This window comes from Gracilibacillus suaedae, from assembly GCF_017599345.1.
Taxonomy (GTDB): Bacteria; Bacillota; Bacilli; order Bacillales; family Amphibacillaceae; genus Gracilibacillus; species Gracilibacillus suaedae.
This window is the reverse complement of the sequence record NZ_JAGFVL010000016.1, coordinates 24,289-40,705: the sequence shown is the minus strand read 5'-3', so window position 1 is coordinate 40,705 and position 16,417 is coordinate 24,289. Positions and strand designations below refer to the sequence as shown.

Annotated in this window: 14 protein-coding genes; 6 read left to right on the top strand and 8 right to left on the bottom strand. The window is 37.8% G+C overall.

The genetic code is table 11. The annotated features are described in order from the left end of the window. Window positions 1–161 precede the first annotated feature (161 nt). On the bottom strand, window positions 162–1,844 hold the full coding sequence (locus J5J03_RS02745; RefSeq protein ID WP_208585982.1) for a PucR family transcriptional regulator: 1,683 nt from the start codon (window positions 1,842–1,844) through the stop codon (window positions 162–164). Window positions 1,845–2,771: 927 nt separating this feature from the next. Between J5J03_RS02745 and ectA the strand changes: the two genes are divergently transcribed. From ectA to J5J03_RS02725, 4 genes are all read left to right on the top strand, one after another. Then, window positions 2,772–3,284 carry a diaminobutyrate acetyltransferase gene (ectA, locus tag J5J03_RS02740; RefSeq protein WP_208586067.1) on the top strand — a complete coding sequence of 171 codons (513 nt, stop codon included), beginning with the start codon at window positions 2,772–2,774 and terminating at the stop codon, window positions 3,282–3,284. 83 nt (window positions 3,285–3,367) lie between these two features. Continuing rightward, window positions 3,368–4,636 carry a diaminobutyrate--2-oxoglutarate transaminase gene (ectB, locus tag J5J03_RS02735; RefSeq protein WP_208585981.1) on the top strand — a complete coding sequence of 423 codons (1,269 nt, stop codon included), beginning with the start codon at window positions 3,368–3,370 and terminating at the stop codon, window positions 4,634–4,636. Window positions 4,637–4,683: 47 nt separating this feature from the next. After that, window positions 4,684–5,070, top strand: a complete 387-nt coding sequence (locus tag J5J03_RS02730) for an ectoine synthase (protein WP_208585980.1) — start codon at window positions 4,684–4,686, stop codon at window positions 5,068–5,070. Between the two features lie 168 nt (window positions 5,071–5,238). Then, a complete protein-coding gene (locus J5J03_RS02725) occupies window positions 5,239–5,667 on the top strand; it encodes a YueI family protein (protein ID WP_208585979.1) in 429 nt (142 codons plus the stop codon). Between the two features lie 110 nt (window positions 5,668–5,777). On the opposite strand, the gene J5J03_RS02720 is transcribed toward J5J03_RS02725, so the two are convergent. The 5 genes from J5J03_RS02720 to ilvD all read right to left on the bottom strand — a co-directional run bounded on the left by J5J03_RS02720 (window position 5,778) and on the right by ilvD (window position 12,146). Next, window positions 5,778–6,965 carry an aminotransferase-like domain-containing protein gene (locus tag J5J03_RS02720; RefSeq protein WP_208585978.1) on the bottom strand — a complete coding sequence of 396 codons (1,188 nt, stop codon included), beginning with the start codon at window positions 6,963–6,965 and terminating at the stop codon, window positions 5,778–5,780. 125 nt (window positions 6,966–7,090) lie between these two features. Beyond that, on the bottom strand, window positions 7,091–7,885 hold the full coding sequence (locus J5J03_RS02715; protein WP_208585977.1) for an ABC transporter ATP-binding protein: 795 nt from the start codon (window positions 7,883–7,885) through the stop codon (window positions 7,091–7,093). Continuing rightward, window positions 7,878–8,876: an ABC transporter permease gene (locus J5J03_RS02710; RefSeq protein WP_208585976.1), complete on the bottom strand. Its 999-nt coding sequence runs from the start codon at window positions 8,874–8,876 to the stop codon at window positions 7,878–7,880. The genes J5J03_RS02715 and J5J03_RS02710 overlap by 8 nt, the downstream gene beginning before the upstream one ends. Window positions 8,877–8,966: 90 nt before the next feature. Next, complete coding sequence (locus J5J03_RS02705) at window positions 8,967–10,037, bottom strand: ABC transporter substrate-binding protein (RefSeq protein ID WP_208585975.1); 1,071 nt, start codon at window positions 10,035–10,037, stop codon at window positions 8,967–8,969. A 417-nt stretch (window positions 10,038–10,454) separates the two neighbouring features. Continuing rightward, on the bottom strand, window positions 10,455–12,146 hold the full coding sequence (gene ilvD / locus J5J03_RS02700) for a dihydroxy-acid dehydratase (protein ID WP_208585974.1): 1,692 nt from the start codon (window positions 12,144–12,146) through the stop codon (window positions 10,455–10,457). 169 nt (window positions 12,147–12,315) lie between these two features. On the opposite strand from ilvD, the gene J5J03_RS02695 reads away from it, so the two are divergent. Continuing rightward, a complete protein-coding gene (locus tag J5J03_RS02695) occupies window positions 12,316–12,843 on the top strand; it encodes a M15 family metallopeptidase (protein ID WP_208585973.1) in 528 nt (175 codons plus the stop codon). A 157-nt stretch (window positions 12,844–13,000) separates the two neighbouring features. Here the strand turns inward: J5J03_RS02695 and J5J03_RS02690 are convergent, their stop codons facing one another. Together J5J03_RS02690 and fni are read right to left on the bottom strand one after the other, a co-directional pair. Continuing rightward, on the bottom strand, window positions 13,001–13,996 hold the full coding sequence (locus tag J5J03_RS02690; RefSeq protein WP_208585972.1) for an NAD(P)/FAD-dependent oxidoreductase: 996 nt from the start codon (window positions 13,994–13,996) through the stop codon (window positions 13,001–13,003). A 12-nt stretch (window positions 13,997–14,008) separates the two neighbouring features. After that, window positions 14,009–15,037, bottom strand: a complete 1,029-nt coding sequence (gene fni, locus J5J03_RS02685; RefSeq protein WP_208585971.1) for a type 2 isopentenyl-diphosphate Delta-isomerase — start codon at window positions 15,035–15,037, stop codon at window positions 14,009–14,011. A gap of 143 nt (window positions 15,038–15,180) precedes the next feature. Here fni and pepT point away from each other — a divergent pair, with 143 nt between their 5' ends. Then, entirely contained in the window at window positions 15,181–16,413 is a 1,233-nt protein-coding gene (gene pepT / locus J5J03_RS02680; RefSeq protein ID WP_208585970.1) for a peptidase T, read from the top strand. Window positions 16,414–16,417: the final 4 nt, after the last annotated feature.

Genomic DNA, 16,417 nt, shown 5'->3' with positions numbered 1-16,417 from the left:
GCGTTCTTCGCTTACCAAAGTTAGCTGAGGAAAAAAACCCGTGGAAAGGGAAACGGACAGCCGGAGCGATTATATAGCGGAACATTCATTTCAAAATTAAGACAAAGTTAGAGTTTCCCTTAATCGGGTAATAGTTGGATGTCTCAGCCTCATCATCCCTATCATTTTATTTTATTCAGCATCCATAAGCGGACACTTAACTCTAATAAAAAGGAATCATCAGCATCGATTAAGGATAAATGGGTCAAAGACTCTATTTTTCGCAACCGATGCAATAACGATTGACGATGTAAATTTAGTTCTCTTGCTGTTTGACTAACATTTCCTTTGTATTTGTTATACGTCTTAAAAGTAAAAATCAGGTCTGTCTGTCTCTTTTTATCATATTCTAACAATGGTTTTAATGTATCTCTTACAATCTCATGAATATTTTCTTCTTGAGATATCGCCATTAACAGCCGATTAATTCTTGTATCACTATAGAAGGTTCTGTTACCAGGACCATCATGCAGCTGTCCAATTTCTAGAGCTGTTTTTGCCTTTTCATAGCTTTCATAGAATGGATACTTACTTTCTTTTTGAAGTGCAATTCCCCAAGAAATATCAATATCTGAAAGCAATTGGCTTAACCTTCGTTCTATCGTATCTAAAAATTGGTTTGCTATATCATGATAAGAAGGGTCCTCTACTTGCAAATATAGGATCACTTCGCCCTTTTCAAAGGTAGTCATCGTTTTTCGCTCAAACAGATGACCTGCGTAGGTAATTTCCTTTTGGATATAATAATTAAAACTCCTTAATGATGAGTGATAAGGATTATCTAAAGTATCATGCTTATCTGATCCTAGATCTTTATGTCTAATTTCTCCGACAATACAAACATAAGGAAGATTTAAATCATAACTTAATAAATGTGCTTTTGTTAATAGTTGATGATCTACTTTCATTTTATTTTTAGCTAAGTTTAACACAAAATTATCTTTTAATCGTATCTCGGTTAACTCAATGGCATTCTCCTTCACAAAGTATAAGGCACAGGCTGTTAAAGCATGCTCTAGCACATTCATCACAAACCAAGTCAACTCTTTATTATCGCTCGGTTGAAATACAATATATCCTTGTACTTTGTGGTTGTTGAGAATTTGCAGTTGAAAAAAACGATCTTTATGAAATTTGTATTCTTTCATATGATAATACAATGGATGTTCTTGAAATTTTATATCAGATAGTGGTATCTGTTGTAAGTGGGTATCTTGGACTTCAAGACTATAACTTTCCAAAATATCTTTATTAAAAAACTTCAATGCTCTCTTTCTTTTTTCAGCATCTGTGATAGCAACAGGAATTTTAATATACTTATATAAAGTGTGTGCAATATCTTCTAATCCTTTATCTTTTAGGACACAATTTATTAATTCTTGTCTAGCATCTTCTACCTTTTGACGTTCTTTTTGTTTTACTTCTGTAATTTTATCCATCACAGATTGCCAAATATCCGTAAAACGAATTTCCCAGGGAACGTCAATAATGATTAAATCATTTTGATTAGCCTTTTTTAAAATTCGATCAGGGATATTATAAATATATCTTCCAGTGGCAAAACCTAAAACGGATGCCCTCGATTGAATGACATCTTGCACAAAGGATTCTAATAAATTGGGATTATCTTCGCATCCTATACCGGTACTTAAAACGAACTCATTCTTTCTGACAAAGTTTTCAACAGGAAGCTCAATAACTGAAACCCATTCGATCTGCTTTCGCTCTAGCACATGCTTACCTGCCTTTACTTCACAGCCTTCCATCACGGGCAATTGCATAATAGTATTTACCGTTAAACTCATACCACTCACCTCTTTTTGCTACAAAAGTTCATCATCACCTAAACATAAGTGCTTAAAAAAGAGACATTTTCACCTTATTTATAATGTTGAAGCTGTCTAGCTTAGCCTCCACGGGTAATAGAAGATTTGTCTAGGACGAGCTGTTAAATGAAGTCAAAGACTTATCCGTTTGCGCGTTTATTAAGCTCCATCACTTCGATCCATCTGTTAATTTCCTGACTGAGAGAACCTGGCGCTAAAGGCTGCGATTTCGTACTTTCTTTATCACTAATATAGCAGATCGGATCTACGAACGTACAGCGGGGAAACGTGACGAATCAAATACCACTTGGAGCGACTTTGGCGAAATAGCAGCCAGTCACTACAAAGTCTAGAATATTAATCTCTATTTGCGTTAGATTAACTATTTAGACGGAAACTCGTGATAAAGGATGGTTGTTATGATGAGTTCTCAAAAGAAAAAGGGGAAAGAAGCTGATATATAATTTTACGCTTACGCTACGTACAATATGCCTTTTCATTCGCTGCTCTGAAGGAATATGAAGCTACATCCACGTCTAGTATTGTTGGATAAAAAGACCGAAATGTTTAGGTATAGTCTATTAGGAAAACTTCATAAGATGAATAACCAACTGTTCTAACCTCTCTTTTATTTAAAAATTCATGTTTGTTTTGAAAAAAAGTGGGAATAAATAAACAGAAAACTTTGATACTTTGATCAAATTTTGCTCATTTGTAAGAATAGATGACAATATTGGAGGATTTATAAAGTTATTCCAATTGAATGAAGCTCAAGTTAATAAAAGAAGATTTATAAAGTTTAATCAAGCTATAAGCGATTTGCGGAATATTCCAAATCCCTTTATTATATTGAATGTATCATTTGCGTAAATAAATGATTGCCAAATAAGAAAGGAGTAAATTGTTATTAATAACGTACAGAACCAAGCTCCAACACTAGACGTTGTATTCTCCAAACCAACAAAAAATGATGGAGCATCTATGTGGGAATTAGTATCGAAATCAACATTAGACACAAATTCTCCCTATAAATACCTTTTAATGAGTGAGTATTTTAGTGATACTTGTGTCGTAGCAAAAGAAAATAACCAAGTGGTTGGCTTTATTACCGCATTTATCCCTCCAAAAAAACCAGATGCTATATTTGTTTGGCAAATCGGTGTTGATGCATCACAACGAGGTAAGGGTATTGCATCGAGAATGTTGCATTACTTATTAACAAGTGAGGCATGTGAAACAGTCAAGTTTGTCGAAGCAACTATTACACCAGATAATAAGGCATCGCAATCTTTATTCCAGAAACTAGCTCGTGACTTTAATACAGAAATAACTTCAAGCGAGTTTTTTACCGAGGATGTTTTCCCTGGTGATGAACACGAAGAAGAATTAAAGTTTGTTGTCGGGCCTATTAACAAATAATATTGTCGTAATATTTCGTATTTTCTGAATTAGAAAGTGCGGAAATATTCGATATATAAAACCATTTAGGAGGAACTTAAAAGATGAGTAAAAATATTGATATTATCAATCATCATGAGTCAGTAGTACGTAGTTATGTTCGTAACTTCCCAACCGTATTTACAAAGGCGAAGAAGCACAAAATGTGGGACGAGGATGGAAAAGAGTATTTAGATTTCTTCTCCGGTGCAGGTGCACTTAACTATGGACACAATGATGATCATATGAAAGAAAAATTAATCGAATATATCACTAGTGATGGGATTACTCACTCTTTAGATATGGCTTCTACAGCAAAAGCCGATTTCTTACAGAAGTTTGATGACGTGATCTTGAAACCACGTGATCTTGATTATAAGGTAATGTTCCCTGGACCAACAGGAACAAACACAGTTGAAAGCGCCTTGAAATTAGCGCGTAAAGTAACAGGTCGTACCGATATTATCAGTTTTACAGGTGGATTCCACGGTATGACGATCGGTTCCCTGTCTGTTACTGGAAACTCTATGAAACGCCAAGGTGCAGGTATTCCACTACAAAATACTGTAACGATGGCTTATGATAACTATGTTGATCATGATACCGTCGTTTATTTAGAAAGATTCTTGGAAGATAACGGTAGTGGAGTTGCGATTCCAGCCGCAATGATCGTGGAAACGGTTCAAGGTGAAGGTGGTATTAACGCTGCACGCTTTGAATGGTTAAAACAAATTGAAGAAATCTGCCGTCGTTGGGGTATTTTACTAATCATTGATGATGTGCAGGCAGGTATCGGTCGTACCGGTTCATTCTTCAGTTTCGAAGCTGCTGGTATTAAACCAGATATAATCTGCTTATCTAAATCATTAAGTGGTTATGGTTTACCACTTGCCGTAACGTTGATCAAGCCTGAGTTGGATATTTGGAAACCAGGTGAACATAACGGTACTTTCCGTGGTAATAACCATGCATTCGTGACTGCGACAGCAGCACTTGACTATTGGAAAGGTGATTCATTTGAAAAAGAAATCCACGAAAAATCTGAAATCATCTACAACTTCCTAGAAAAAATAGTTTCAGACTATCCTGAAATTAAAGGGGAAGTTCGTGGCCGTGGATTTATGGTAGGTATTGCTTCAGAAGTTGAAGGACTTGCTGAGAAAGTAACAGCTCGTTGCTTTGAATTAGGCTTAATTATGGAAACAGCGGGACCAAATGATGAAGTATTCAAGCTGTTCCCACCATTAAATATTCCAAAAGATGAGCTACAAAAAGGTCTAGATATTATTGAGCAAAGTGTAAAAGGTTTAGTTAAGGATCCCGTTACGAACTAAGTTACGGTTTTCAAATATAACAGACAATACAGGAGGCAATTTATTTTATGAAAGTAGTAAAACTAGAAGACGTACTAGGAACTGAATATGATGTTGACGGAGGTAACTGGGTTAGCCGTCGTCTGATTATGAAAAAAGATGGTATGGGTTATTCTGTCAATGATACCATTATTAAAGCAGGCACAGAAACACATATTTGGTACCAAAATCACCTTGAATCTGTATACTGTATTGAAGGTGAAGGTGAAGTTGTAACATTAAGCGATAATAAAGTATGGCCAATAAAAAAAGATACACTATATGCACTTGATGAAAATGACGAACATTTACTACGTGCCAAAACAGATATGCGCATGGTTTGTGTATTCAACCCACCGCTATCAGGTAAAGAAGTACACGACGAAAATGGTGTATACCCTGTAGACGAAGATTAATTAATTGGTTAGAATAACTATCCCTTTTTTCTAACAGTTGTTAAGACATTCCTATAGTTAAAACAGTTGTTAAGACATTCCTATAGTTAAAAATTTCTTATCCAAAAAGCTCCCTTTTCCTTGGGGAGCTTTTACTTTTTTGTATATACTATAGATGAGGTGTTAAAAATGGCAAAAAAAGAAATAGATGATTATTTACAAGAAGGGATTTATGGTGCAAAGGAAATTAACCCTGATGAAAAAAGAAAATATTTAGGGACATATCGTGAGAGGGTTGTATTAGCCTTATCCAAGTCACAAGTTCGTGGCAAAAAAGGACTTTCCGAGTTGGAAGGCCAAATCCATCATTTTCCTGATACTACACTATTGATGAATAATAATATGAGTATACGTTTCTTCAAACCTTATCGTGAACTTGCTGAGAAACTTGACATTTCTCATACCTATGTATCTAATCGGGAAGCTGACAGTGATTATGGCCTTATATTAGCTGCTAAGACTGCTGTAGATAAGGAAGATATTGTATTAACTGAAGCTGAACAAACGGAGAAAGAAACGGAGACGAAATCTTGGTGGCAGCGACTCCTCGGACTATAATGATGAAAATTGTGTTAATCGTCCGTAACACTACCTAACTGATAAATATCCCTTTATTTGATGCAGAGGAAAGACACTTGCAAACCCACATCTTTCCTCTGATACATTATTTACTTATTGATATATGTTGATTCTAATACTTTCACAAAACGTTTCATGCCTTCTTCAATTAGTGCTGGTTCTGAGTTTGTGAAATTTAGTCGTAGTGTATTTTGTTCTGGATCTGACACATAGAATGGTGCTCCAGGCACAAAAGCTACTCCTTCTTTTACCGCCTCATCTAATAACTCTGTTGTGTTCATTTCTTCCGGCAGCTTTACCCAGAAGAACATACCGCCTTTAGGAACAACATATTCAAGCCCTTCAAAGTTGGCTTTCTCTAATAACCGTTTCATCACCAGCATTCGTTCATAATAAGTTTTTCTAATCGTTTGAATGTGTTCATCAATATCAAAATCTTGTAATAAATGCACTAATGCGTGTTGCCCTATAGAATTAGTATGAAGATCTGTTGCCTGTTTAGCCTGAGCCATAATCCGAATAATTTGGTGTGGGCCAACAATCCAACCAATACGAACAGCAGGGACAACCGTTTTAGAAAAAGTACTCGTGTATAATACTAGTTCATTCTCATCTAATGAAGCGATAGATGGAGGTGTTTCACTTTCATCAAATTGTAATTCACCATAAGGGTCATCTTCAAAAATAACTACATGATATTTATTAGCCAGTTCCAACAGTTTTTCTCGTCTTTCTAGCGACCATACTTTTCCTGTAGGATTCGAATAGGTTGGTACCACGTAAATGCATTTTGGTTTATGCTGATTAATTTTCTCTTCTAAATCAGCTAAAACCATGCCATCATCATCCGCATCAACTGCCACCACTTTAGTTTCATACGATTCAAATACTTGTAATGCAGCTAAATATGTTGGATTCTCTGTTAAGATGACATCCCCTTTATTGAACATCACTCGTGAAAACAGATCGATTGCCTGTTGGCTACCTGAAGTAATCAAAATATTATCTGCTGATCGGTGTAGCCCTTTCTGCTTCATACGATCTGCTAATAATTCTCTTAACTGTGATACACCTTCTGTTTCACCATACTGTAACGCTTTTTTATTTGTCGTAATTGCTTTATGAAAAGCCTCATCAACAGCTTTTACTGGGAACAAATCTTCTTCCGGCAATCCTCCAGCAAACGAGATAATATTCCCTTGATTAATTACTTTTAAGATATCTCGCACTGCTGATGATGTCATATATTTTACTCGGTCTGAAAAACCATATTTCATTCGTGATCCCTTCTTTCTATCATATAAGGAGTTTTCATTTTATATCAAAGTCTGACTTCGCGCAATTAGATTCCACTGCTGGTTAGAAAGGACAGCTACTCTCCATTGAAGTAACTGTCCTTACTTTAACCTAATATAGCTCGGTCATTCTCCATTTGCGTCCCGCGGATTCGTTGGAATTCGTGTAGTAATTTTTCGATGGTAAGCTTTTGTTTGTCTTCACCAGATACTTCTAAAATAATTTGTCCCTTATCCATCATAATCAGACGGTTACCTAAGTCCAGCGCTTGTTGCATATTATGGGTAACCATTAAAGTGGTTAAACCAAACTGCTCCACTACTTCACCAGTCAGATTGGTAATCAACTCAGCTCTTGATGGGTCTAATGCTGCTGTATGCTCATCTAACAGCAATATATTCGGCTCTGTAAAAGTTGCCATTAACAACGACAGTGCCTGACGCTCTCCACCAGAAAGCAGACCGACTTTGGCGTTCAATCTACTTTCGAGCCCTAAGTGAAGGGTTTCTAAATGCTCTTTAAATAAAGCCTTTCGCTTTTTGCTGACTCCAACTTTTAAAGTACGCTTTTTGTTCCTGGCATATGCCATCGCAAGGTTCTCTTCAATCGTCATCGTCGGTGCCGTTCCTGCCATCGGATCTTGAAACACCCGCCCTATAAACTGGGAACGTTTATGTTCAGGAAGCAAGGTTACATTTTTATCGTTAATTTTTACCGTCCCGATGTCTGGCTTTAATGACCCGGAAATCATATTCATTAATGTTGATTTTCCAGCACCATTACTACCGATTACGGTAACAAAATCACCCTTTTGCATCTCAAGGTTAATATCCTGCAGGGCTTTCTTTTCATCCAACGTACCTTCATTAAAGGTAATCGCAATATCTTGCATGCTAAGCATTGTTAGCCCCCTCTCCACTAGCTAGCATTGCCCTTTTTCTTTTCTTCCGTTGTGCTTCTTTTTGAGTGGCGATGATTTTTGGTGCGACAAGTGCAAGTATAACAATCACTGCCGTTATTAGCTTTGCATCGCCAGTTTCTAGGAATTTCACCTTTAATGCGAGAGTCAACACGATTCGATAGACAATAGCTCCACCTATAACAGCCAATGTTGTACGAGCGATTGTTTTGGTACCGAATAATGCTTCACCTATAATAACAGATGCAAGACCGATGACGATCATACCAATCCCCATATTAACATCTGAAAATCCACCATATTGTGCAATAAAAGCACCAGATAACGCAACTAATGCATTAGATATTCCTAAACCGACAATCGTTAGAATATCAGTGTTAGCAGAAAAACTCCTGATCATTTTTTCATTATCACCAGTTGCACGTAAAGCGAGTCCTACTTCTGTTTTTAAGAAATAATCCGTTATAAATTTAATGATTAATGTAATAATAACCATAATAATGAGTATTGCCCAAGTGCCCGGTACACGATCCGAACCAGCCATGGTAAAAATACCATTTAAAAAGTTGTCAATACCTAAAGATGCCCAAAAACCTTCAACCTGACTAAACATTGTCGGTTCATTTAGTAAAGCGACATTCGGTTTATCCATAATCCTAAGATTAATAGAATACAAGGCAATCATCATTAAGATACCGGATAATAAAGGGTTAATCTTCCCTTTCGTATTTAAAATTCCTGTGACGACTCCTGCCAAAAATCCAGCAATAGCAGCATAAAATGTTGCTAATACGGGCGGCACACCATTAACAATCGAAATCGCTGCAACCGCTCCACCTGTTACAAAACTGCCATCCACTGTTAAATCCGGGAAATCTAAAATACGAAATGAAAGATAAACGCCCAATGCCATCAAGGCATAGATTGTACCAGATTCTACTGCACTGAATAAGGAAATTAAGGTGCCATCCATACTACTCTTCCTTTCTATCCTTCTGCCAAACTTGATAGAAAACCTCGACACCTATCATTCATCAACAATGTCGAGGTTTCCTTCAGCTATTTATTCTTCTTCTGTTGTTTCTAAAAATTCTGCATCTTCATCCCAGTCTTCGTTCCATTCCACACCTTGTGCTTCTGCTGCTTCTTTGTTAATAAACAGCTGCATGCTTGGTGGTACTTCTACAGGAATATCTGCTGTTGTTTTGTCACCCGTTAACACTTCGACAGCCATTTCACCGGTACGATAGCCGATTGTGTGGTAATCAATACCAAACGTTGCAAAACCACCACGCTGTACAGAATCGGGTTCACCTACAAACAATGGAATACCTTGTTCTTCCGCCACTGATACAACTGTTTCTAATGCAGAAACAACTGTATTGTCCGTAATAATGAAGAAAACATCTGCATCCCCAACTAAGGAATTAGTTGCTTGCTGTACTTCAGAAGAATTACCAACAGTAGCTTCAGTTGTAGATAAGCTCGTTCCTTCTACCGCCTCATTTACCGCCTCAATTTGAGCAACTGAATTTGCTTCACCTGCACTATAAACAAGCCCAATTGTAGCTCCTTCGAAATAATTTTCAATAAATTTTACCGTTCTTGTAACAGAATCTGGATGTAAGTCTAGCACACCCGTTATATTTTCACCTGGTTGGTCTAAAGATTCTACTAGACCACTTTCTACAGCATCTGTTACTGACGTGAATAAAATCGGAATATCACTTGTTGCTTGTAGTGCACTCTGCGCACTTGGAGTAGAGTTTGCAAAAATTAAATCTACACCATCCGCTACAAAGTTATTGGCAATCGTCGACGCATTATTTTGATCATTTTGCGCTGATTGAAAGTCATATTCTGCTTCTAAACCAGCATCTGCAATCGCCTCTTTAAACCCTTCAAATGCCGCATCTAATGATGGGTGCTCTACAATTTGCGTTGCACCAATTTGATATACTTCATCGTCAGAAGCTGCCTCTTCCTCTTCTGTTTCCGTATTGTCCTCAGTCTCTTCAGCATCTGATCCAGATCCACCATTGGTGTTATCCGTCTCGTTACTCGTACCACATGCTGCAAGAACCAGAACGCTGAAGAAAGCAATAATTAATAATAAAAGCAAGTTTTTCTTCATGATCCCCTTTTCCCCCAATTTCTTTGAATTTAGAATTTTCAAACTTTTAAGATACATTATAGCATAGATTCGACAGCTTCGGTATAGCATCTTTACAATTAATCTATTACTGGCGTTGTGCTTGTGTGCTATCTTCGAGTTGATATATTAGCTAATTTCTTTTTAAAAACATCGTTACCTGTAAGAAGGTCCCGATTAAACCTTCTAATTTGTAAAATATAGTAGGCAAAAATCAATATATATAAAGACGCTATGTCCTCACCATTGATAGATTGATTAAACACAATTTCTTTATCCTTCATTGCGCATATGATGGACACTTTTCCCAACTCAGGCGCTTTTGTCCTTCATTCAAAAGGACGTTAAAAAACACGCGTCTCATCCATGATGAAACGCGTGTTTTAACTACAATTTCCCTTATTGATCTGTACGATTGATAAAGTCTGTTACGGCCCCTTGTGATGAACAGGAAACGTTGTGCGCGTATTTACCTAGTACACCTCGTTTGTATAGCTCTGGTGCTTTCCAGTTTGCACGACGTTTTTCTAATTCTTCTTCCGAAACATCCATAGAAATTTCCTTTTGCTCTGAATCAATGGTGACCATATCCCCTTCTTCTAAGAAAGCAATTGGTCCTCCAGATTGTGCTTCTGGTGCAATATGACCTACTACAAGACCATGTGTACCACCAGAGAAGCGGCCGTCTGTTAATAATGCTACTTTCTGACCTAGTCCTTTACCAACTAAAATCGCTGAAATAGAAAGCATTTCCGGCATACCTGGTCCACCTTTTGGTCCTACATAACGAATAACCAGAACATCCCCTTCTTTGATCTCGTTATTCATTACTGCATTTGTTGCCTCTTCTTCATTATTAAAGACACGTGCAGGACCTGTGTGGCGTTTTACTTTTACACCTGATACCTTCGCAACCGCACCTTTTGGTGAGAGGTTACCTTTTAATACGATTAATGGCCCATCTGCACGATATGGATCACTTAATGGATGAATAATATCTTGTTCATCAGATAGAATTGGTGCATCCGCATAATTTTCTGCAATCGTCTTACCAGTAACAGTTAAACAGTCGCCATGTAAGAATCCATTATCTAATAATAGACGCATTACAGCTGGAACCCCGCCAATTTTATGTAAGTCTTCCATTACATATTTACCACTTGGCTTCAAGTCTGCTAAGTGTGGTACTTTTTCTTGGATACGATTAAAGTCATCAATTTTTAGATCTACTTCTGCTGCATTAGCAATCGCTAATAAGTGAAGGATAGCGTTAGTAGATCCACCTAATGCCATAACAGCAGTGATCGCATTTTCGAATGCTTTCTTCGTTAAGATATCTTTCGGATAAATACCTTTCTCTAACAAGTGGTAAACAGCTTCCCCTGCTTTACGACAATCTTCAAATTTCTCAGGAGATTCCGCCGGGTTAGAAGAACTTCCAGGTAAACTCATACCTAGTGCTTCTACAGCCGTCGCCATAGTATTTGCTGTATACATACCACCGCAAGAACCTGCACCTGGGCATGCATGACATTCAATTCCTCGCAATTCTTCATCATCAATATCACCGTTATTGTGTTTACCTACCCCTTCAAAAACAGACACAATATCTAACTTTTCCCCTTTACGGTATCCCGGCGCAATCGTTCCACCATAAACAAAAACAGCTGGAACATCAGAACGAGCAATTGAAATTAAACAACCCGGGATGTTCTTATCACAACCACCAATTGCCACATAACCATCCAAGTTCTCTGCTCCTACTACTGTTTCAATCGAGTCCGCAATTACATCACGACTTGGAAGCGAATAACGCATTCCCGACGTTCCCATAGAAATACCATCAGATACTGTGATTGTATTAAAAATTAACGGAACACCACCAGCTTCGCGAGCGCCATCCTTAGCCTGGATCGCTAAGTCATCTAAGTGAATATTACATGGTGTCACCTCACTCCATGTACTTGCTACACCGATCATTGGTTTTTTAAAATCTTCATCTGTTACCCCAACAGCACGTAACATCGCACGGTTTGGAGCGCGTTTAGCATCATCAAACACATTACTTTTGATACGTAAGTCCTTTCCCATTCCAATAGGCCTCCCCACTATATTTTCTAGAAATACTAGAATTCTTTCAATTTATAATTTTCTGTAAACTTTAGCTTGAGAAATGGTGTCTCTACATCTCAATAATGATATAGTATCATATATTTATGAAATACGGAATAATTCGTACTTTAAAACAGAGGAGAAAACAATGAAAATTCGCACAATTTTAGTCCTTTTGTTTATTATTGGCATTGGTTACTTATTTTTTCAGTTTCAAAAATACAGCAGTCGACCGATGCCGACAGAGCTACATCCAGTCGTGGAAGAGAAGAAAGAAAAACTGGTAAAACAAGCAGAAGAAATCGGTATTACAGTTATCATTACGGATGATTTTCGCTCTGCCGAAGAACAAGATGCAATCTATCAGCAAGGAAGAGAAACAGATGGAAACATTGTTACTTATGCTAAAGGGGGAGAATCCTATCATAATTACGGACTTGCGATCGATTTTGCCTTGCTAACAAATGATGATAATGTTATTTGGGATTTAGAATATGACGGCAACCAAAATGGAGAAAGCGATTGGAACGAGGTGGTCGAAATCGCTAAAGAATTAGGTTTTTCCTGGGGTGGTGATTTTACCCGTTTTAAAGATTATCCTCACTTGCAAATGGACTTTGGTCTAAGCATCAGAGAATTAAAATGGGGGAAACGACCTGAAGATGTGATCGATTAACCCCCTTCTACAAAGTGAGACTATGATCAATGGGGGGGGTGACCTCCACTGATCATTAGCGAAACTTATCATGGCATTAGCGTCTGTTAGCCCCCACTTTGCTTCTTTGTGTTACTTGAATTTTGGAGTGGGATTTTACAGACGTTTAGCACCGTGATCAACGGTAAAGAACCGTACTATACAATTGTTCAGTAGCACGCGGATCGATAAATAAATGTGCTTTATTAACAGCTGTAATTGCTTCCGAATAGCCCGATGCAATCAAATTTGTTTTCCCTTCATATTGAACAATATCACCAGCAGCAAAAATCCCGAGTATATTAGTGGCCATGTCACCTTTAACCAAAATACGTCCTTTATATGTCGTAACTCCCCAGTTATCAAGCGGAGTTGCCTGTAATTCAAGACCGTGATAGGTAAGGAGCGCATCTGTTTCGACGGTGAAAGTTTCCTGCTCTTCGTTATTGATCTCCACTGATTGTAGTTGATTTTCTTTTACATCGATATTCGTAATGTGGGAATTCATATGAATTTGTATGGAACTATTTAGTAATTGCACTAAATCTTGTTCTTTTACTTGATGAAATTTGGAATCTGGATTCACTACCGTAACAGACTCCGCATGATCCTTAAGATATAATGCCCAGCCTACTCCTACCTTATTATTAGCAGTAATGACGACCTTTTTATGGTGGTACTTTTCCCTGTTCATTAAATTCGTAGCTACATGCTTGCGAAATTCTGGAAAAGGTAACACATCCCAATTATCTGGCCTCTTCGTATGGAATGTTCCGCTGCCTGTAGCAAGCAAAATCGCTTTCGCCGCATGTTGCTCCCCATCACTCGTGTTTAAAGTAAAATAATCCGATTTTTGCTCGATAGACTCGACCCATCTATTGCTTAACATCTCAGGTTGATGCCGGTTAGCTTGAGCAATCATTTGCTTCACTAAATCTTCGCCTGATATATCAGGATATCCACCGACATCATAGATTAATTTTTCCGGAAAAAATTGCATTACTTTGCCGCCAAATTGAGATTGTGACTCTAACAATTTAACTTTCATATTACGCATGGTCGCATAATACGTAGCAAAAAGACCTGTTGTGCCACCACCAATAATGGTGATATCAAACAATTCATCATCCCCCATCGCTATACACCTCTATCTTTTATATAATCGGTCAGTAGATTGTAATGCCGTTAAGTTTACAGCACCTACACCAAACATGACCATCTGCAATTCTAACTCGCGAACTTGCATCCATTCTATCACATTCTCAGCAGAATCAACCGCTTCTTTTAAAATCGACCTGGCGAAACCTACATAATCGGCACCTAAAGCAACCGCTTTAGCCGCATGGAGACCGTTACGAATACCACCACTGGCAATGATGGTTTTTTCCGGCAATATACCAGAAACCTCTTCTAAACAAACTGCGGTGGAATTTCCCCAACTTGCAAAAGCTTCTGCTGCCTCTTTTTTTAATTTTTCTTTGGAACGCAATTTCTCTACTTGACTCCAAGACGTACCACCTGCTCCAGCGACATCAATAAAGGAAGCACCGATATCGGTTAATCGTTTAGCTGTTTTTCCGTCAATCCCAAACCCTACTTCTTTCACCCCTACCGGAACAGCTAACGACTGAATCAAGTTCTCGATTTTGGGCAACAAATTACTAAAATTCGTATCCCCTCCGGATTGAATCACTTCTTGAATCGTATTTAAATGAAGGACCAATGCATTGGCATCTGTCCACTCCACAATCTGTTTGACTTGATCGACCGTCACTCCATAATTCAGCTGTACTGCTCCGAGATTTGCTATAATCGGTGTATTCGGTGCATATTCTCTAACTTGAAAAGATTGACGGAACTTTTCGCTTTCTAACATCACCCTTGTTGAGCCTAAAGCAAAGACCCAACCTTGTTGTTCTGCCGCGATCGCCAGATTTCGATTGATCTTCTCGGCCATTTCTGCTCCACCAGTCATCGAACTAATCAAAAAAGGTGTCCGTAAGTGTTGATCAAAAAATGTCGATGAGATATCAATCGCTTCAAAATCGATTTCAGGTAATGCGTTGTGCTGAAACCGATATAGATCGAAGCCATTTGTTATTCCTTCTCCTAATGCCTCTTCTTTCAAACTTAACGCTATATGCTCACTTTTCCGTTTGTGGATCTTATCAGACATATACTGTCTCCTTTTATATAAATAATTATTAATACTAGTATACATAATTCTATTTAAAATCTCTCGTTGATACTCTTTCAGCATTAGTATGATATGATTAATGGTAAAACTATACATATCGCATCTGAAATGGAGGCCTTAACATGAAACAGAAACTAATAGAAAGATTAAGTAAATATGTACAAATCGATACACAATCAAATGAAAGTAACCCGGACTGTCCCTCAACAGATGGCCAATGGGAACTGGCACATTTGCTAGTAGAAGAATTAAAAGATATTGGCATGCATGATGTAACAGTTGATGAAAATGGTTATGTGATGGCGACACTTCCGAGTAACGTTGATAAAGATGTACCAGTAATCGGCTTTCTTGCCCATGTTGATACAGCAACAGACTTTACCGGTAAAGGAGTAAAACCTCAAGTAGTCGAACAGTATAATGGCAAAGATATTCTATTAAACAAAGAGAAAAATATTGTCCTATCACCAGATGAATATCCTTCATTAGCGAACTACAATGGACACACCTTAATAACAACAGATGGTACTACATTGCTTGGCGCTGACAACAAAGCAGGTATTGCCGAAATCATGACCGCATTAGAATATCTTATGACAAACCCTGACATTCCACATGGTACAATCAGAGTCGCTTTTACGCCAGACGAGGAAATTGGGCGTGGTCCTCATAAATTTGATGTAGATCGATTTGGTGCTCAGTTTGCTTATACGATTGATGGTGGACCACTAGGTGAACTACAGTACGAAAGCTTTAATGCTGCCGCTGCCAAAATTACTGTGCAAGGTAACAACGTTCATCCGGGAACAGCAAAAGGAAAAATGGTTCACGCAACAAAAATAGCGATGAAAATTCAAGCACAGTTACCAGCAGAACAAGCTCCTGAGTATACAGAAGGATACGAAGGTTTTTTCCATCTACTTTCATTCGAGGGGGATGTAGAAGAAGCTAAGTTATATTATATTATCCGTGACCATGACCGAAATAAATTTAATAAGAAAAAACAATGGATTACTTCCATAGTCAAGGAGTTACAAAGTCAGTATGGTGAAGAATGTATCCAGCTAGAAATGAAGGATCAATACTATAATATGGCAGAAAAAATCGAACCAGTGAAATATATTGTAGATATAGCAGCAGAAGCTATGAAAGATGTCGATGTCGAGCCTTTAATCCAGCCAATTCGTGGTGGAACAGATGGTTCACAACTTTCCTTCATGGGATTACCAACCCCTAATATATTTACCGGTGGTGAAAACTTCCATGGAAAATTCGAATATATTTCCGTCGATAATATGGTTAAGGCTACCGAAACGATTATAAATATTGCTGAACGATTCACGAAACAATGCTAATGAT